The 17,989-nt window shown below is 72.0% G+C and carries 15 protein-coding genes; 3 read left to right on the forward strand and 12 right to left on the reverse strand.

All coding sequences use genetic code 11. The features are described 5' to 3' along the window. Positions 1 to 125 precede the first annotated feature (125 nt). Positions 126 to 1,010 (reverse strand): FAD:protein FMN transferase, encoded by an 885-nt coding sequence (locus tag V8J39_RS06000; RefSeq protein ID WP_336459932.1) that lies wholly within the window; start codon positions 1,008 to 1,010, stop codon positions 126 to 128. After that, positions 1,007 to 3,136 (reverse strand): 4Fe-4S binding protein, encoded by a 2,130-nt coding sequence (locus V8J39_RS06005; RefSeq protein ID WP_336459933.1) that lies wholly within the window; start codon positions 3,134 to 3,136, stop codon positions 1,007 to 1,009. The genes V8J39_RS06000 and V8J39_RS06005 overlap by 4 nt, the downstream gene beginning before the upstream one ends. Before the next feature lie 666 nt (positions 3,137 to 3,802). Here V8J39_RS06005 and V8J39_RS06010 point away from each other — a divergent pair. Continuing rightward, positions 3,803 to 4,564 carry an ABC transporter permease gene (locus tag V8J39_RS06010; RefSeq protein WP_336459934.1) on the forward strand — a complete coding sequence of 254 codons (762 nt, stop codon included), beginning with the start codon at positions 3,803 to 3,805 and terminating at the stop codon, positions 4,562 to 4,564. Between the two features lie 180 nt (positions 4,565 to 4,744). On the opposite strand, the gene V8J39_RS06015 is transcribed toward V8J39_RS06010, so the two are convergent. The 5 genes from V8J39_RS06015 to V8J39_RS06035 all read right to left on the reverse strand — a co-directional run bounded on the left by V8J39_RS06015 (position 4,745) and on the right by V8J39_RS06035 (position 9,881). Then, a complete protein-coding gene (locus V8J39_RS06015) occupies positions 4,745 to 5,959 on the reverse strand; it encodes an NUDIX domain-containing protein (protein WP_336459935.1) in 1,215 nt (404 codons plus the stop codon). Between the two features lie 7 nt (positions 5,960 to 5,966). Beyond that, positions 5,967 to 6,437 carry a TrgA family protein gene (locus V8J39_RS06020; RefSeq protein WP_336459936.1) on the reverse strand — a complete coding sequence of 157 codons (471 nt, stop codon included), beginning with the start codon at positions 6,435 to 6,437 and terminating at the stop codon, positions 5,967 to 5,969. Position 6,438: 1 nt separating this feature from the next. Then, positions 6,439 to 7,689 (reverse strand): cyclopropane-fatty-acyl-phospholipid synthase family protein, encoded by a 1,251-nt coding sequence (locus V8J39_RS06025; RefSeq protein WP_336460212.1) that lies wholly within the window; start codon positions 7,687 to 7,689, stop codon positions 6,439 to 6,441. A 191-nt stretch (positions 7,690 to 7,880) separates the two neighbouring features. Then, on the reverse strand, positions 7,881 to 8,315 hold the full coding sequence (locus tag V8J39_RS06030) for an EamA family transporter (RefSeq protein WP_336459937.1): 435 nt from the start codon (positions 8,313 to 8,315) through the stop codon (positions 7,881 to 7,883). Between the two features lie 144 nt (positions 8,316 to 8,459). Further along, positions 8,460 to 9,881 (reverse strand): cryptochrome/photolyase family protein, encoded by a 1,422-nt coding sequence (locus V8J39_RS06035; protein WP_336459938.1) that lies wholly within the window; start codon positions 9,879 to 9,881, stop codon positions 8,460 to 8,462. 243 nt (positions 9,882 to 10,124) lie between these two features. Here V8J39_RS06035 and V8J39_RS06040 point away from each other — a divergent pair, with 243 nt between their 5' ends. Further along, positions 10,125 to 11,186: an ABC transporter substrate-binding protein gene (locus V8J39_RS06040; protein WP_336459939.1), complete on the forward strand. Its 1,062-nt coding sequence runs from the start codon at positions 10,125 to 10,127 to the stop codon at positions 11,184 to 11,186. Between the two features lie 118 nt (positions 11,187 to 11,304). Here V8J39_RS06040 and V8J39_RS06045 read toward each other — a convergent pair whose 3' ends face one another. Genes V8J39_RS06045 through V8J39_RS06060 form a run of 4 tightly spaced genes read right to left on the reverse strand, consistent with a single transcriptional unit; the run spans position 11,305 to position 15,978 of the window. Beyond that, a complete protein-coding gene (locus V8J39_RS06045; protein WP_336459940.1) occupies positions 11,305 to 12,399 on the reverse strand; it encodes an ABC transporter ATP-binding protein in 1,095 nt (364 codons plus the stop codon). A gap of 21 nt (positions 12,400 to 12,420) precedes the next feature. Next, on the reverse strand, positions 12,421 to 13,557 hold the full coding sequence (locus tag V8J39_RS06050) for a carbohydrate ABC transporter permease (RefSeq protein WP_336459941.1): 1,137 nt from the start codon (positions 13,555 to 13,557) through the stop codon (positions 12,421 to 12,423). Next, positions 13,554 to 14,543 carry a carbohydrate ABC transporter permease gene (locus V8J39_RS06055; protein ID WP_336459942.1) on the reverse strand — a complete coding sequence of 330 codons (990 nt, stop codon included), beginning with the start codon at positions 14,541 to 14,543 and terminating at the stop codon, positions 13,554 to 13,556. Before V8J39_RS06055 ends, V8J39_RS06050 begins: the two co-directional genes overlap by 4 nt. Positions 14,544 to 14,592: 49 nt before the next feature. Next, positions 14,593 to 15,978: an ABC transporter substrate-binding protein gene (locus V8J39_RS06060; protein ID WP_336459943.1), complete on the reverse strand. Its 1,386-nt coding sequence runs from the start codon at positions 15,976 to 15,978 to the stop codon at positions 14,593 to 14,595. Between the two features lie 290 nt (positions 15,979 to 16,268). On the opposite strand from V8J39_RS06060, the gene V8J39_RS06065 reads away from it, so the two are divergent. Beyond that, a complete protein-coding gene (locus V8J39_RS06065) occupies positions 16,269 to 16,484 on the forward strand; it encodes a hypothetical protein (protein ID WP_336459944.1) in 216 nt (71 codons plus the stop codon). A gap of 108 nt (positions 16,485 to 16,592) precedes the next feature. Here the strand turns inward: V8J39_RS06065 and V8J39_RS06070 are convergent, their stop codons facing one another. Then, positions 16,593 to 17,888 (reverse strand): ATP-binding protein, encoded by a 1,296-nt coding sequence (locus V8J39_RS06070; protein WP_336460213.1) that lies wholly within the window; start codon positions 17,886 to 17,888, stop codon positions 16,593 to 16,595. Positions 17,889 to 17,989 lie beyond the last annotated feature (101 nt).

A 17,989-nucleotide genomic window follows, 5' to 3' on the forward strand; every position in this document is an offset into this window, starting at 1 on the left:
CGCCGCCCCGCCCTGTCCGCAGGCACACTTGCGGCCTGCGCCGGGCGACCAAAGCGATGCGCCCCCACACGCGCGCGTGCACCCAGCCCGGCCCGGGCGCCCCGAAGCACCGAGGCGCCGGGCGCTCAGGTGGCGAAGCTCTCGACCTCGCCACCGGGGCTCACCGCCAGGACCGCGACCGGTTCGGGCAGCCGCGCGAGGATCGCGGGCAGCTCGTCGCGCGGAGCAAGCACCAGCGCCGTGGCCGCCGCATCGGCCAGCGCCGCGCTTTGGGACCGCAGGCTGATCGTCGACCAGCAGGGCCGCTCGCCCCGGGGCCCGAGGATGTGGGTCTCGGCCCCGAGACGGAGCGCGCCGGGGCTCGAGGTCGCCATCGCCCCGCCCAGAAGGGTGCGGTGGCCGATCCGGCCAAGCCCGGGATCTTCGACCGCCAGCCGCCAGGGCCCGCCCAGGGCCGCGAATTCGCCCATGTCGACAAGCGCGCGGGTGAAGCCCGCGGCGGCAAGCAGCGCCCGGATCCGGTCCGCGGCCCAACCCTGGGCGATGCCGTTCAGCGTCAGCGCCTGCCCCGGCTCAAGCGCCACGCCCTGCCCGCTCACCCGCACCCGGTCCCAGCCGATCGCGGCGCGCGCCGGCACCGGGTCGCGCCCCTCGGCCAGCGCCCGCCACAGCGGCTGCACCGTCGGGTCGAACAGCCCGCCCGTAGCCAGATGCACCCGGCCCGCCACCCCGAGCAGGTCCAGAAGGTCGGGCGGGGCCGGATCGAGCCGCCCGGCGGCGTTCAGCGCGACGAGGGCCGAGTCCGGCCTTGCCAGCGAGAACAGCCGCTCGATCCGCTCGATCTCGGCGCCGATCCGCGCCAGCGTCGCCCCCGGCAGGCCGCGCGGGCCCGAAAGCGTGATCCGCGCCTCGGCCCCGAAGGCACGGCCCTGCCAGGCGGCGGTCTCGGCCCGCGCCGGGCGCGCCAGCGCGGCGGCGGCGATCGCGAGGAAGCGGCGGCGCGCGATCATGGCCGCGCCCCCTGCCGCGCCGCGGGCAGCGTCCGCCCCTTCGCCGCCAGCACCAGCGGCACGCAGGTCCGGGGGTCGTCGTGGATCGTCACGCAGTCGAGACAGGCGAAGCACTCGGCATAGTCGATCCGGCCCGAGGGCTCGATCGCGCCATAGCGACAGCGCACGCGGCACAGCTGGCAGGGGCTGCCGCAGCCGTCGCGGCGCGGGATCCAGCGGCGCAGACGCAGCGCGTCGCCCAGCGCCATCACCGCGCCCAGCGGGCACAGGTACCGGCAGAAGCCCTTGAAGGTCACCGCGCTCAAGCCCAGCCAGAACAGGGCATAGGCGACATAGTACCATTCGCGCTGGAACCCGGTGGTGATCGCGGTCTTGAAGGGCTCGATCTCGGCCAGCTTCTCGGCCTCGGCGGGCGCAAGGAACGCCGCCGCCACCAGCCCCGCCAGCGCGAGGTACTTCACCCGCTTCAGCCGCCGGTCCCAGGCCGGCGACGGCTCCCACGACCTGATCCCCAGCCGGCGCCCGACCAGCGCCGTGGCCTCCTGCAGCGCGCCGAAGGGGCACAGCCAGCCGCAGAACAGCCCCCGCCCCCAGGCCAGCATCCCCAGGATCGCCGCCGCCCAGATCAGCAGCGACACCGGGTCGTAGAGCAGCACCGCGAAGCTGCCGCCCCCGGTCGCGGCCCGGATCACCGCGATGACGGTCACGATCGACAGCTGCCCCTGCGCCCAGTAGCCCGCGAACAGCGTCATCGCCGCCAGCCACGCCAGCCGCAGGGACGCCGCCCGCGCCGGCGCGGCCAGCCCGTGCATCCCCGGCCCCAGCGCCCACAGCAGCCCCGGCAGCGCCACCGCCAGCACCAGAAGGTCGCCCTGCCGGTTGCGCAGCGCCTCGCGCCAGGGCGCGACCGCGGCGACCGGCGCCTCGGGGCGCAGGAAGAAGCGCGGATCGGCGCGGCTGGCCAGGGTGAAATGGCGCGATCCAAGCTCGGGCTGGAACATGCCATGCGCCCGCACCGCCTGGGCCGACAGCTCCCAGTCGCGGGTCGGGTCGAACCCCAGCCGCCGGTCGGTGCGCAGGATCATCGCCTGCCCTTCGCGCAGCCGCTCGGGCAGTGCGTCGTTCAGCGCGAAGGACAGGTCCGCGTCGCGCAGCGCCACCGGCAGCCCGTCCTGCGCCGCCGACAGCCGGTCGGGCGCGGTGTTGCGCACGAAGTCCGCCGACACGAGGCCGTGGCGCCCGGCATCCACGACCAGGATCGGCTCGTCCTCGGGCGAGACCGCGAGGAAGCGCTGCAGCTCGGCGAAGCCGTCCGGGTCGAGCACCGCGCGCGCGACCGCGGGCGGGCCGATGTCGACCACCCAGAGGTCGAGGTAGCGCCCCGCCGGATCGGCCAGCGCCTCGGGATCGTCGATGGCCCAGAGCGAGCCCGCGAAGGCCGCCTGCAGCGCCGCATTGTCGACCGCGAGGTTGCGCGCGATCCCCTCGCGCACCAGCGCGTCCCAGTCGAGCGTCTCGTCATGGCCCGGATCGGGCCGCGCGGGCGCGCCGGTGCGGATGCCGCGCATCTTCTCGCGCGCGACGGCCAGCGCCGCGGCGAGGATCGATTCATGGGCGATGCGCACGCTTGCCGTCGCCTTGGTCACCCCGTCGAGATGCACGAGGTCCGATCCCTCGCCCCCCGCGCCATAGGGCGTGCCGACCACCAGCGGCTCGGAGATCGCGTGGCCGCGGTACTGTTCGAGAAAGGCGCGCAGCGGCGCCTCGCCAAGGCCCGAGACGAAGATCGGCTCGTTGTGGTGCAGAAGCTGGACGTCGAGGAACCGCCCGTCGCGGTCGAGCGTCACCAGCATGTCGATCGGCTGGCCCGAGAAGCCGGGGATCGGCGCGAGCGGTCCGGTCTCGAACACGAAGCCCGCGGGCGCGCCGCCCGAGTTGCGCAGCTCGTAGATGCCGCGCCCGGGGTCCAGCTCGGGGCCAAGCTCCATCGGCGGGGCGACATGGGCGGCGATCGCCTCGCGCGGCAGCGGGGCGGGTTCGGCCGTGGCGGGCCCGCCGCCCGCGACCGCGGCAAGCGCGAGGACAAGGGCGCGCAGCGACGCCCGGAGGGGCGTCGGGCCCGGCACCGGAATTCGCCCCGGCATTGGCGCCGAGATTGCGGCCGGGACTGCGACCGGGACTGCGACCGGGACTGCGACCGGGACTGCGACCGGGACTGCGACCGGGACTGCGACCGGGGCGGGTGCCCGGGCGAGGATGGCGGCGAGCGTGCCGGCACGGCACAGGGCAGCGGCGACCGGGCGCCAGGCACGGGACATCTGGGGTTCCTCCGGCCCCGAGGCTAGGCCAGGCGGGTGGCGGGCGCCCATACGACCTAGGTATGGGCCGCGCCGATCGGGCGCGACACCGGCCGGTTCGGCGCTATGCTGGGCCCCGGGGAGGCATCTGGAATGCACAGGTTCAGCACCGGGCCGGGCGCACCGTCAGGCCCGCCGCCAAGCCCGCGCGGCGGCGACGGCACGCCGCCGCCCGGCAAGGACACGCGCGCCGCCGTACCGGGCGGGCCCGGGGCCTCTGGCAGGGGCGTTTCCGGCGTGGGCGTTTCCGGGCCGGGCGTTTCCGGGCCAGAGGGACAGGCCCGGAACGTGGCTGGCAAGGACCACTCCGGCACGGACGTATCAGGCGGGGGCATTTCAGGCGGGGACGTTTCCGGCCGGGACGTGGCCGGCGGAGACCTCTCTGGCGGGGGCGTGCCCGGCGGCGCGCGGCCGGGGGCCGCGGCGGGCGGAGGCATGGCCGCGGGGCGCGGCGCGCGCGGGCCGGTGTTCCTGCTGTCGCTTCTGGCGCTGGTGGCGCTCTGGTGGGGGCTGGCGGTGCTGAAGGCCGATCCGCAGGTGCTGCCCGCGCCGGACGAGGTCGCGCGGGTGGCCTGGCAGGAATGGGTCTCGGGGCGGCTGCCGCACCACCTGCTGGCGACGCTGCGCCGGGTGGCGATCGCCTTCGTGCTGGCGATGGCCGCGGGCGCGGTGATCGGGGTCGTGCTGGGGCGCAACCCGAAGCTCGACATGATCGCCGATGCCTGGGTGACGGTGTTCCTGAACCTGCCGGCGCTGGTGCTGATCGTGCTGTGCTACCTGTGGCTGGGGCTGAACGAGACCGCCGCGATCCTGGCCGTGACGCTGAACAAGACCGCGATGGTGATCGTGACCCTGCGCGAGGGCGCGCGCACCTTCGACCCGCGGATCCGGGACATGACGATCGTCTTCGGCTTCTCGCGCTGGAAGCGGCTGCGCCACGTCATGCTGCCCGAGCTTGCGCCCTTCCTGGCCACCGCGGCGCGCAACGGGCTGGCCGTGATCTGGAAGATCGTGCTGGTGGTCGAGTTCCTCGGCCGGTCGGACGGGATCGGCTTTCGCATCCACATGCATTTCCAGCTGTTCCAGACCGCCCAGGTCATGGCCTATGCCCTGGCCTTCGTCGTGGTGATGCTGGCCGTCGACTACCTGCTGATCCAGCCGTTCGAGCGCCGCGCCCGGGCCTGGCGACAGGGTTGAGGAGACGCGGCCGGGCCACCCGGGGCGCAGGGGGCGCTGCCCCCGGCTCCTGCGGAGCCTCCCCCGGGATATTTCGGCAAAGTCGAGGAGTAGCCGGCGCCTGGCAGCCAATGGGCCGGGGCGCGGCAGGGGGATGTGCGCGGGATGTCGGCGGGATCTCGGCGGGAGATCGGTGGGGCGTCAGCCGGGCACACCGGCCGCGGCGCGCAGGCGCGGGCGGATGCGGGCAAGCCAGTTCGCCAGCAGGTGGATCGGGGTCGAGTCGATCTCGCCGCTGTCGACCAGCGCCATCAGCTCGTCGAAGGCCAGGACATGGGCGCGGATGTCCTCGTCCTCGTCCTCGAGCCCGCCGATGCGCTTGTCGCGGTCGGGCAGGTCGCAGATCCCGATGAAGAAATAGAGATACTCGGTGATCGCGCCGGGCGAGGCATAGCCGCGCGGCCCCGCGATCAGCTCGCGCATCCGCGTGCCCGATTCCTCGATCGCCTCGCGTCGCGCCGCCTCCTCGGGCGTCTCGCCGCCATCGATCCGGCCCGCCGCCACCTCGAGCAGCCAGGGCTCGGCATCGCCGCGGGCGAAGGGGCCCATGCGGAACTGCTCGATCAGCTGCACCCGGTCGCGCACCGGGTCGTAGGGCAGCACCAGCACCGCGTCCGACGACACGAAGACCGCGCGCGTCGTCTCGCGCCCCATCGCGCCGTCGAAGCGCCGCCAGGAGAGGTCGTATTCCTCGATCGCGAAGTAGTTGGCATAGGGCTCGCGCCGCGCGGCGACCGAGATGTCGCCCGCGGTCACGGCGCGGCGCAGCGTGACGGGCGCAGGCGCGCGGGCGCGCACCTGGCTTGCGCCGCGCGCCAGCAGCAGCGGCCAGCGCCGGTGCGCCCGCTCGCGCCCGCCGTCGCGGCCGTATTCGGCCATGAAGGCGCGTGCCGTGGCCACCGTCGTCTCGCCCCAGCGCGCGCGCCACGCGTCGTAGGACCAGGGCGCGCCCGCAGGCCAGCCGCCGGCGCCGGGCCCCGCATCGGGCCCCGCATCGGACACGGTTTCGGTCCCGGTTTCGGTCTCGGGCGCGGCGCCGGCCTTGGGGGCCGTCCCGGGCAGGAAGAGCTGCACCTCGCACGGGCCCGAGGCGGTCTCGGCCGGGACCGGGGCGGGCGCGAGGTGGAAGCCCGCCTCGTAGAAGGCGAGCCGCGCGATCTCGTCGCCCGTCAGGCCCAGCGCCACGAGGCCGCGGGCGGTGGCGCCCGCCTCGGGCAGGATCTGGGGGAAGGCCTCGTCGCCGGCGGCGCGCACGGCGTGGTCCGGCAGCGTCGCGGGCAGCACCTCTGGCAGGCGGCCGACGACCACCGCCAGCAGGGCCGGGTCGCGCAGCGAGCCATACAGGAACACGGACATGACGGCATTACCCCCAGGCGCGGCCTGCGCCCCGGGCCGCATAGGCCGCGAGGATGCCGCCGATGGCAAGGGTCAGCAGGACGTCGACATGCGTGAACAGCGGCGCGTAGCCGAGGCAGAGGTCGAAGATCGACACCACCGCGTCCATCGGCCCCTTGTAGCGCCGGTCGAAGGCGCGGATGAACATCACCACGGTCGAAGCCGCGAACAGCGTGCAGATCGCCGTCAGCGCCGCCGCGCGCAGGCCCGCCGCGCAGGTGCTGGCCGCGCCGGGCACCTCGACCTGGGTGAGGGTGCGGCGCGGCGTCATGTCGCGCCCGAGCATCCGCCAGCCGACGAGGACGCCGGCCAGCACCGCGATCAGCCACAGCTTGCCGACGCGCTGGCCCTCGGGCATGTGCGGCACGACCGCGACCGCGCCGAAGAAGCCGACGGCCGCGAGGCACAGCGCCGCCACCAGTTTCGCGGCATTCGGCATCTCAGGCCGACAGCCCGCGCGCCGGGGTGGTGGCGGGGCGGGTCACGGTGATCTGGGTCACGTCGCAGTTGCCGCCGTGGAACGTGCCCGCGCAGGAGGCGAGATAGAGGTTCCACATCCGCCGGAACCGGTCGTCGAAGCCCAGGCCCGCGACCTCGTCCCAGCGGGCGTTGAACGTCTCGTGCCAGCGGCGCAGGGTCTGGGAATAGCTTTCCCCGAACTCGAGCGAGCCCGCCACCGCGAGGCCCGCGCGCTCGACCTCGGAGCGCAGGGCCGAGGGCGAGGGCAGCGCGCCGCCGGGGAAGATGTGCTTCTGGATGAAGTCGACGCCGCGGCGGTAGATCCGGTAGCGGCGGTCGGCCACCGTGATGATCTGCAGACAGGCGGCGCGGCCGGGCTTGAGCACCCCGTGCAGCCGGTCGAAGAACACCGGCCAGTATTTCTCGCCCACCGCCTCGAACATCTCGATCGAGCCGACGCCGTCGTACTGGCCGCGCTCGTCGCGGTAGTCCTGCAGCTTGATCTCGACCCGGTCCGACAGGCCGGCGCGGGCGATGCGGTCGGTGGCGTAGTCGTGCTGGGCCCGCGAGATGGTCAGCCCGGTGACGCGCAGCCCGCGCTCGCCGGCGGCATATTCGGCGAACCCGCCCCAGCCGCAGCCGATCTCGAGCACGTGCTCGCCGGGCGCGACGCCCATCCGGTCGACGAGGCTTGCGTATTTCGCGCGCTGCGCGGCCTCGAGGCTGAGCTGCCCGCCGCCCGGGGCCGCGTCGAACAGCGCCGAGGAATAGGTCATGGTGTCATCGAGCCAGAGGCGGTAGAACTCGTTGCCGAGGTCGTAATGCGCCGCGATGTTGCGCCGCGCCTGGCCGCGGGAATTGCCGCGCAGCCAGTGGCGCAGCCCTTCCCAGGCACGGGCGAGGCCCATGCCCGGGAAGCCGTCGTAGATCTCGTCGTTGCCGGCGTTCACGAGGTCCATGAACGCCATCAGGTCGGGCGTCGACCAGCCGCCCTCGACATAGCTTTCGCAAAAGCCGAGGTCGCCCTCGCGCACCAGCCGGGCGAAGAGGTCGGGGTCGTGGATCTGCAGCTCGGCCACCGGGCCCGGCCCCTGCCCCTCGGCCCGGAAGCGCCGGCCGTCGGGCAGCACGAAGTCGATGCGCCCGTGCGGCATCCGGCAGGCCATCTGGAAGACCCGCGCGAAATAGCGCGGCAGCCCGGTCTGGCCCTCGGTCGTCGTCAGCATGGCAATCCTTTCCGTCTGTGTCGAAAGGTTAAGCAAAACATCGCCACCCGGTAAAGGCGGGCCGGCACCTGCGGTCCGGGCCGCGATCCCGTCGGGCAAGGGGCCGGCCGCGTCGCGCGCGGCCCGCGCGGACCTCACCCATTCGGCGGCGGCCTTCTTGGCGGGGTCTTCGCGGGGTCTTCGGCACCGCGGCCGGGTCAGCGCTGCGAGACCAGCAGCACCCCGATCACGATCAGCGCGATGCCGGCCCAGGCACGCGGCGAGAGCGCCTCGCCGAGGAAGGCGGCGGCGAAGACCGCGACCAGCACCACCGACATCTTGTCGATCGAGGCGACCTGCGCCGCCGGCCCGAGCGAGAGCGCCCGGAAGTAGCACAGCCACGAGGCCCCGGTGGCGAGCCCGGAGAGCACGAGGAACAGCCCCGCCCGGCCCGGCACCTGCCCGAGCGGCATCCACTGGCCGCGCAGGCTGACCATCAGCGCCAGGAACGGCAGGATCACCAGCGTGCGCAGGAAGGTCGCGTAATCCGAGGGCACCTCGCGCAGGCCGACGCGCGCGAAGATCGCGGTGAGGGCGGCGAAGCCCGCCGAAAGTGCGGCCCAGAGCGGCCAGCCAAGGAGGGATGCGGGCATCGGTACGCCTTTCGGTACGGGGGGTGGGAGATGCGGGCGTCTGATCGGTAGGGGGGCTGGTCGGTGAGGGGGTCCGGGGGCGCTGCCCCCGGCTCCTGCGGAGCCTCCCCCGGGATATTTCGGCCAAGGCGAAAGCTGAAGCGGCTATTTCTCGGCATAGGCCGCCAGCGCACGCTCGCGACCCTCCTTCAGGCCGACGATGCGGTCGGGATAGGCCTCGTCGGGCGCGAGCCCCCAGGAGACGGGGCAGGCCTCGAAATAGGAGAGCGCGGTGGCGGCCGGGCGGGCCCGGCCCTCGGCGATCCAGGCGTCGCGGTAGCGCCGGTCGGGGTCGAACTTCTCGGCCTGGGTCTCGGGGTTGAAGACGCGGAAATAGGGCGCGGCATCGGGGCCGCAGCCCGCCACCCACTGCCAGCCGAGCGCGTTCGAGGCCGGGTCCCAGTCGATCAGGCAGTCCTCGAACCAGCGCAGGCCCACCCGCCAGTCGGTCAGCAGATGCTTGGTCAGGTACGAGGCCACCACCATCCGCGCGCGGTTGTGCATCGTGCCGGTCACGTACATCTCGCGCATCGCCGCATCGACGAGCGGCTCGCCGGTCAGGCCGCGGCGCCAGGCCTCGGCCTCGCGGTTGTCGCGCCGCCAGCCGAAGCCGTTCCAGTCCTCGCGGAAGTTGGTCGTGGCAAGGTCGGGCGCGTGGTAGCACAGGTGCCAGGCGAAATCGCGCCACGCGAGTTCCTTGAGGAAGGTCTCGGCCCCGCGGCCACCGTCCTCGAGCGCGCGCAGGCCCGCGTGCCAGACCGTGCGCGGGCCGATCTCGCCCCAGGTCAGGTTCTCGGACAGGCCCGAGGTCGCGGGCAAATCGATGCGGTCGCGGTCGTCGGCATACTGCGCGACCTTGTCGGACAGGAAGCGGTGCAGCCGGTCGCGGGCGCGGGCCTCGCCGGGATGGGCATGGGCGGCCACGACGGCGGCGCCGCGGCGCATCGCGGCGCCGAGCCGCCAGTCGGCGAGGCTGTCCGAGGCCGGCCAGCCCGCGGGGGCCGGGATTTTGGCGGGGGCCCGGTCGGGTTCGGGCACGCCGCGCGCGCGCAGCGCCTTCCAGAACGGGGTGTAGACCTTGTAGAAGCCGCCCTGCCCGGTCTCGATCTCCCAGGGTTCGGCCAGGGTGTGGCCGGGATGGCTCGTGACCTCGAGCCCGTCGTCCTTCAGCGCCGCCTTGACGGTCGCGTCGCGGTTGCGGGTCGCGGGATCGTAGGCGCGGGTCCAGGCCACCGCCGCGGCGCCGGTCTCGCGCGCGAGGGCGCGCAGGACCGTGAGCGCGGGGCCGCGGCGCAGCACCAGCCGGCTGTCCTTGGCGCGCAGCGCCGCGTCGAAGGCCGCGATCGCCTCGCCCAGGCGCCATTTCGGCGCGGCCCCCCAATCCTCGACCAGCTCGTCGAGCACGAAGACCGGGATCACCGGCCGGCCCGTCGCCACGGCGGCGCTCAGCGCGGGGTGGTCCGACAGCCGGAACTCGCGGCGCAGCCAGAGGATCAGCGGGGCGTCGGGGGAGGCTGAGTCGGTCATCGCGGGCCTTTCACGGATGTCTTCGGGCGCAACGTCTACGCCACCCGCACGGGTCCGGACCACAGGGCGCCGTGGCGTCACCCGGGATCGTGCCCGTTCTGCGGGCACTCCCGCGCGCGCCGCAACCGCGGTGCCGCCCCGCGGGGCGAAATCCACTTGGCGCCACGCCATGGCATAGGTAGCGTCGCATCGGATCCGACAGGAGCCCGGGGGCCGTTAGCCCCCCGCATCGAAAGGACATTCATGAACCGCATCTCCAAGCTGATGGTCTCGGCCGCCGCGATTTCCGCCGGCCTGAGCCCGGCGCTCCCCGCCTTCGCCGCCGACAGCGAACTGACCGTCTTCGACTGGGCCGGCTTCGAGGAGCCGTCGATCTTCCAGGGCTATGTCGACAAATACGGCGACGTGCCGACCTATGCCTTCTTCGGCGACGACGACGAGGCATTCCAGAAGGTCTCGTCGGGCTTCAAGGCCGACGTGACCCATCCCTGCTCGTCGGCGGTGCAGAAGTACCGCGACGCCGACCTGATCGAGCCCTGGGATGTCTCGAAGATCGCGGCCTTCGGCGACATCGATCCGAAGTTCCTGAACTCGCCGGTGTTCAAGGACGACAAGGGCGTCTGGTTCCTGCCGACCGACTGGGGCGTCTCGGCCATCGCCTATGCCAAGGGCGAGGTCCCCGACGAGGACGTGGCCTCGCTCGACGTCTTCGTGAACCCGAAGTACGAGGGCCGGATCTCGCTGCCCGACAGCGCCGACGACGTCTGGTCGCTGGCCTATCTCGCCACCGGCGTGACCGACTGGTCCGATGTCACCGACGAGCAGTTCAAGGCCGCCGCCGACTGGCTGCGCGAGGCCAACAAGCTGGTGCGTTCCTACTGGTCGGACCCGTCCGAGATGGCGCAGCTGATGGCCTCGGGCGAGGTTCTGGTCGCCTGGTCGTGGAACGACGGCATCGCCTATCTGAAGGACGACGGCTTCGACGTCGGCTTCCAGCGCGAGGCCAAGGAAGGGTCGTCGACCTGGTTCTGCGGCTACGTCAACATGAAGGACGGCCCCGGCTCGGAAGAGAAGGCCTATGACTTCATGAACGCCTGGCTGGCGCCGTCCTCGGCGCAGGGGCTGCTGGACGCGATCGGCTACGGCCATTCCAACAGCAAGGGCATGGCCGAGCTGCCGGCCGAGGAGGTCGCGGATGCGGGCCTCGGCCCGATCAAGGCGCCGATCCTCGCCCAGACCCCGATCTCGGCCGAGCAGCGCGAGAAGCAGCTGCAGGAGTTCGAGCAGATCAAGGCCGGCTTCTGATCCGTCCCGCCTGACCTGAAGCGCCCGCGCGGAGGACCTGCGCGGGCGCTTTGCGTTTGAGACGGGGGTCCGGGGTCAAGGCGCCCCGGGGGACAGGGCGCCTCAGGGACAGCGCGCTTCAGGCCGCGCGCAGGGACTGGCCGTCGGCAAAAAGGTGCAGCTTCTCGGGCGGCGCGGTCAGGGCCACCTGCCGGCGCCGCAGGCCGCGGTGAATGCCCGGGAACTTGGCGATCACCCCCTGCCCCGCGCCCGGCTCGGCCACGAAATACAGCAGCGTCACCTCGCCCAGCGCCTCGGTATAGTCGACCTCGCCGGAATAGAGCGCGGGCGTGCCCTCGGGCGCGGGCGACAGGTCCTCGGGACGGACGCCAAGGTTGACCTCGCGCCCCTCGGATCCCGGCTCGGTCGCGATCGCGACGGTGGCGCGGCCGCCGCCCGCCAGCGCGACCTCGGTCGTGGCGCCGGCGCGCGCGATCGTGCCGGGCAGCAGGTTCATCGAGGGCGAGCCGATGAACCGGGCCACGAACTCGTTGCGCGGCGTCTCGTAGAGTTCGAGCGGCGTTCCGACCTGCGCGATGCCGCGGTCGGCCAGCACCACGATGCGCGAGGCCAGCGTCATCGCCTCGACCTGGTCGTGGGTGACGTAGATCATCGTCGCCTCGGGCATCCGCTCCTTCAGCTGCGCGATCTCGATCCGGGTCGCCACCCGCAGCGCCGCGTCGAGGTTCGAGAGCGGCTCGTCGAACAGGTAGACCTCGGGGTCGCGCACGATGGCGCGGCCGATGGCGACGCGCTGGCGCTGCCCGCCCGACAGCGCCTTCGGCAGCCGGTCGAGATAGGGCGTCAGCTGCAGCATGTCGGCCGCGCGGTCGACCTTCGCCATGCGCTCTGACTTCGGCACCTTCGCGATCTCGAGCGCGAAGGCCATGTTCTCGCGCACCGTCATGTGCGGATAAAGCGCGTAGGACTGGAACACCATCGCGATGCCGCGCTGGGCGGGCGGCACGTCGTTCATCCGCACGCCCCCGATCTCCAGCGTGCCGCCGGAGATCTTCTCGAGCCCGGCGATCATGCGCAGCAGCGTAGACTTCCCGCAGCCCGAGGGGCCGACGAAGACGATCAGTTCGCCCCGCTCGATCTCGAGGTCGATGCCCCGCAGCACCTGGGTCGCGCCATAGCTCTTGTCGACGCCCGTCAGTTTCAGCTCGGCCATTCCCGGCCCTCCTTTCCGGCGTCAGCCGCCCTTGACCGACCCGGCCAGAAGGCCGCGGACGAAGTATTTCTGCATCGAGAAGAACACCACCAGCGGCACCAGCATCGAGATGAAGGCGGCCGCGGTCAGCAGCTCCCAGTTGTTCCCGCGCGAGCCCAGAAGCTCGACGATCCGGCCGGTCATCACCATCTGGTCGTTGCCCGAGCCGAGGAAGACCTTGGCCACCAGAAGGTCGTTCCAGGTCCAGAGGAACTGGAAGATCCCGAAGGCGGCAAGCGCCGGCAGGCTGAGCGGCAGCACGATCTTGCGGAAGATCTCGAATTCGGTCGCGCCGTCGACGCGGGCGCATTCGATGACCTCCTTCGGCAGGCCGACCATGTAGTTGCGCAGCAGATAGATCGCGAGCGGCATGCCAAAGCCGGTATGCGCGAGCCAGATGCCGATGTAGCTGCGCCCCAGCCCGATGCCGTTGTGGAACCGCAGCAGCGGGATCAGCGACAGCTGCAGCGGCACCACCAGCAGCCCGACCACGCAGGCGATCAGCAGCGCGCGCCCCGGGAACTGCATCCAGGCCAGCGCATAGGCCGCGAAGGCCGCGACCAGGATCGGGATCACCGTCGCCGGGATCGTCACCGTCAGCGTGTTCAGGAACGCCTGCCCCATGCCGTCGGCGGTCATCACCTGGACGTAGTTCTGCAGCGTGAACTCGGGCGGGCTCGCGCGGGTCAGCACCAGCCGCTCGCCGCGCCGGCCCTTGAAGGGCTCGGGGCTGGTCAGGCGGTAGGCGCCGTCCGCGGCGATGCTCAGCGTGCCGCCGTCGCGGGTCTCGGCGGTCTCGCCCGCGGGGAATTCCCCCGGCGCGCGGATCGAGGTGCCGAAACTGCCGACCGTGCCGGTGCCGTCGCCGAAGACATTGCCCGTCAGCACCCACTGGCCGTCTTCCTGCACCGCGTCGCCGGGCGGGCCGGTGCGGGCCGACATCGGCTCTTCGGCCGAGGACAGCGCCTGCCACCAGCCAAGGCTCTGGATCTGTTCGCGGTCGCGGAAGGACGACACCAGCAGGCCGATGGTGGGGATGGTCCACAGCAGCACCAGCGCGATGACGGCGACGTAATTGGCGACCCGCAGCCGCGAGCGGGTTCCGGCGATCTCGCTCATTCCCCGCCCTCCGCGCGCGCATTGCGGATGTTCCAGACCATCAGCGGCGTCACCGCCACCATGATCACCAGCGCGATGGCCGAGCCGCGGCCGAAGTCGCCGGCGCGGAACGACCAGTCGTACATCATGTTGGCCAGCACCTGCGTGCCCCACTGGCCGTTGGTCATCGCGAAGACGATGTCGAAGATCTTCAGCACGAGGATGGTGATCGTGGTCCAGACCACGGCGATCGTGCCCCAGATCTGCGGCACCTTGATGCGCCAGAACACCTGCCAGGGGTTGGCGCCGTCGAGGATCGCGGCCTCGATCGTCTCGTCGGGGATGCCGCGCAGCGCCGCCGACAGGATCACCATCGCAAAGCCCGTCTGCATCCAGACCATGATCAGCATCAGGAAGACCGTGTTCCAGAACGGCAGCGCGAGCCAGGCCTGCGGCTCACCGCCCAGCGCGGTGACGATCGCGTTCAGCAGCCCGATCTGCGCCTGGTCGGCGCCGCGGTATTCATAGACGAACTTCCAGATCACCGAGGCGCCGACGAAGCTGATCGCCATCGGCATGAAGATCAGCGACTTGGCGATGGCGCCGCCGCGGATGCTGTCGGTCAGCTGCGCCGCGAACAGCCCGATCAGCGTGGCCATCGTCGGCACGAAGACCAGCCACATCAGGTTGTTGATCAGGCTTTCGTGGAATTTCGGCTCGTGGATCAGCCAGCGGTAGTTTTCAAGCCCGGCGAACTGGCCGTTGCGCATCAGGCTGAGGCGCAGCGATTCGAGGACCGGGTAGACGAGGTAGAGCCCGAGCACGATCACCGCCGGGCCGAGGAACAGCCAGGGCCGGATGGCCGAGGCGCGGCGGATGTTGCCCGCCGCCCCCGGGCCGCGCGGCGGGAACACGCGGTCGAGGATCAGGTTCGACAGGAAGAAATAGGCCACGCAACCGAAGCAGCCGGTGATGACGCTGGCGAGGGCGAAGAGGATCTGCTGCATCGTCGCCCCGCTCAGCGCCCCCCGGGGGGCGCGCTGTGCAAGCCGGCGCTCACTTCAGGCCATCCCAGGTCGACTGGATCTGCGCCGCCGCGTCCTCGGCCGACAGGCCGCCGACGAAATCGACCATGCCGGTCCAGAACGCCCCCGCGCCGATCGCGCCCGGCATCAGGTCCGACCCGTCGAAGCGGAAGGTGTCGGCCGAGGTCAGGATCTCGCCCATCTTCTTCAGCGTCGGGTCGCCGTAGGTGTCGGGGTTGGCATCCTTGAACGGGGTCAGGAAGCCGTCCTGCGCCATCCAGACCTCATGCGCGATCGGCGTCTTCAGCCAGTCGATGAAGGCCTGCGCCAGCTCGGTGTCGCGGGTGATGGTGAAGGTCGTGCCCGCGCCCAGCACCGGGTTGCCGAGGTCCTTGGAGGCATAGGGCGGCATGTAGAAGAAGTCGGCATCCACGCCCATCTCGACATCCTCGGGGAAGAACGACGGGATGAAGCTGGCCTGGTGGTGCATGTAGCACTGCGGCGGGAAGTCGAAGAGGCCGGCGGGGCTGTCGCGGTGATCGGTCGAGGCGACGGCCTCGACCCCGCCCGCCACGAAGTCGGGGGTCTTGGCGAACCAGCCGAACTCGTCGATCGCCTCGACCACGCGCGGGTCGTCGAAGGGGATCTCGTTCGAGGTCCACTGGTCGTAGACCTCGGGCGGCTGCAGGCGCAGCAGCAGGTCCTCGACCCAGTCGGTCGCGGGCCAGCCGGTGGCCCCGCCCGACCCCAGGCCGATGCACCAGGGCGTGCCGCCATCCGCGACGATCTGCTCGGTCAGCGCCTTCAGGTCCTCCATCGTCTCGGGGACCTCGTAGCCCATGTCCTCGAAATTCTCGGGGACGTAGAACACGAGCGATTTCACGTCGCTCTTGTAGGGAAAGCCATAGAGATGCTCGGCGCCGTCGGGGCCGGCATAGGTGCCCAGCTGCACCCAGCTGTCGCCGGCGGCGTAGTTCTCGGCCAGCCAGGCGTCGGTGCCGTCGGCCAGCGGCGTCAGGAACCCGCGCCCCGCGAGATCGGCGGCAAGCCCGGGCTGCGGAAAGATCGCGATGTCGGGGGGCGAGCCGGCCTCGGTGTCGATGATGATCTGCTGCTCGAAGCTGTCCGAGCCCGCATAATCGACCTTCGCGCCGGTCGCGGCCTCGAAATAGCGGAAGGCGTTGCGGAAGGTCGCCTCGTCCTCGGCGGTCCAGGTGCCGAAGATCTTCAGCGTCTGCCCCGAGAAGTCATGTGCCGCCGCGAAGTCGTCGTAGCTTTGCCAGTCGAAGCGGTCGTCCTCGCCGGGGGCGAACAGAAGGTCCTGCGCGCGCGCGCCTGCCGGCAGGATTGTGGCAAGGGCGAGAAGCGGGACGGTGACGGCGTGCAGGGCGCGACGGGTCGTCGGGCGGAATGTCATGGGGCGCGGATCCTCCTCATAGCGCGACCGATCCCCGCCGTTGCGCGGGGACTGTGGCCGAATGCGTGCATGATGTCCCCTCAGGGTAGCGGCATCTCGCGCGAGGTCAAATCGACGCGAGCCGTACGCGACGTCCGGATGTCGTGAATGGCGGGGGCCCGCGCCACGGATTCAGCCGGCAATGGTCCGCAAAATGTGCCCCCCGCGCCTTATTTGCGCCCCAGCGCACGGGTGAATTGGGCCGGAATGAAAAGGCCCAGAACGGGCCGTAAGTTATGGGGAAAGTGGACATGGCGGTTGCCGAACGCATCGACTATTCCGAGTACCATCAGCCCGCCATGCCGGCGGTCGCGACCGAGGCGGAGGCGGACGAGCTGTTCCGTCGTCTCGCGCGAGAGACATCGCTGCCGGAAGACAACTCGATGCCCTCGGGCTGGTGGATCATCGGCCTGCTGCCGATGGGCCTGCTGAGCTGGGGGGCGATCTTCTACTGGATCTTCGGCTGACGGCGCCCGCCGGGCGCAGCGACCGGGATCAGGGCTGCCGGCCGCCGTGCCGGTGGCGGACCGCCGCGGCCCGCGGCCGGTCCGGTGCCGGCGTCGGCGCCGCCGCCCTCAGCGCGGCAGCACGAGGTCGACCCTCAGCCCGCCCAGCGTCTCGCTGACACCCAGCCGCAGCGCGCCGCCGTGGCTGCGCGCGATGTCGGCAGCGATCGCAAGGCCAAGCCCCACGCCCGAGCCGCGATCCTGATTGCGCGCCGGGTCAAGCCGCGCGAAGGGCCGCAGCGCCTCCTCGCGCCGCTCGCGCGGGATGCCGGGGCCGTCATCCTCGACCGAGAACACCACCGCGGCCTCGCTCGCCGTCAGGCCGACCGTCACCCGGCTGCCATAGCGCACGCCGTTGCCGACGAGGTTCTCGAGCGCGCGCGAGATCGCGCCCGGACGCAGCCTGATCGCGCCCGCCTCGGCCGGCATCGGCCCCAGCGTCACCGGCTGGCCCGCGCGCTCGGCCCGGGCCTCGAGCGCGGTGAGGAAGGCCACCGGATCCACCAGCTCGACCTCGGTGTCCTGCGCATCGCCCCGCGCGAAGGCGAGGAACGCGTCGATCAGCCGCTCCATCTCCTCGATGTCGCGCGACATCGCGCGGCTCTCCTCCTCGTCGGGCAGCATCGCCAGTTCCAGCTTCATCCGCGTCAGCGGCGTGCGCAGGTCGTGGCTGACCCCCGACAGCATCATCGTGCGCTGCTCGATCTGCCGCTCGAGCCGGGCGCGCATGTCGAGGAACGCCGCCCCGGCCGAGCGCACCTCGGCCGCGCCGGCGGGTCGGTAGGGCGTCGCGCGGCCGCGGCCGAAATCCTCGGCCGCCTGGGCCAGCCGCTTGATCGGCTTGAGCTGGTTGCGCAGGAAGATGAACGAGATGCTGGTCATCAGCAGGCCGGTGGCGGCCATCAGCACGATCAGCTGGTGCGGGTTGCTGGCCGAGACGCGGCGGCGGTCGAACTCGATCAGCATCGGCCCCCAGCCGGTGTCGAGCCCCAGCCGCACCCGCCGGTTGCGCTGCAGATCGATCCCGCGCACCCCCGTCAACTCGGAGCGCAGCGTCGCGATCACGGTGCGCCCCGAGATGTCGGTGGCATCGCGGTGATCGCCGATCGGCGTCTCGGCCGGCAGCAGCAGCGCCACCCCGGCCGCGTCCGACAGCTCGCCCGCGGTCCGGGCCGCGGTGACCGCATCCGGCGCGCTTTCCACCTCGCGCAGGATCGATTCGAGCCCGCTGATCAGGCTGCGGGTCATCTGGTCGGTGACATCCTCGTACAGCCGCTGCACCACCATCGCCGTCACCACGATCTGCAGCGCGATCACCGGCACCGCCAGGATCAGCAGGCCCCGCGCGTAAAGCCCGCGCGGCATCACCTGCTTGATCCACGACGGCCGCGACCGCGGCAGCGCGCGGCCGATGCCCCGCGCCCGCTCGGTCGCCGGTCCGGCCCCCTCGCCGGGCTTTCCCTTCT

The sequence above is a fragment of the Frigidibacter sp. MR17.24 genome (assembly GCF_037095655.1).
Taxonomy (GTDB): Bacteria; Pseudomonadota; Alphaproteobacteria; order Rhodobacterales; family Rhodobacteraceae; genus Frigidibacter.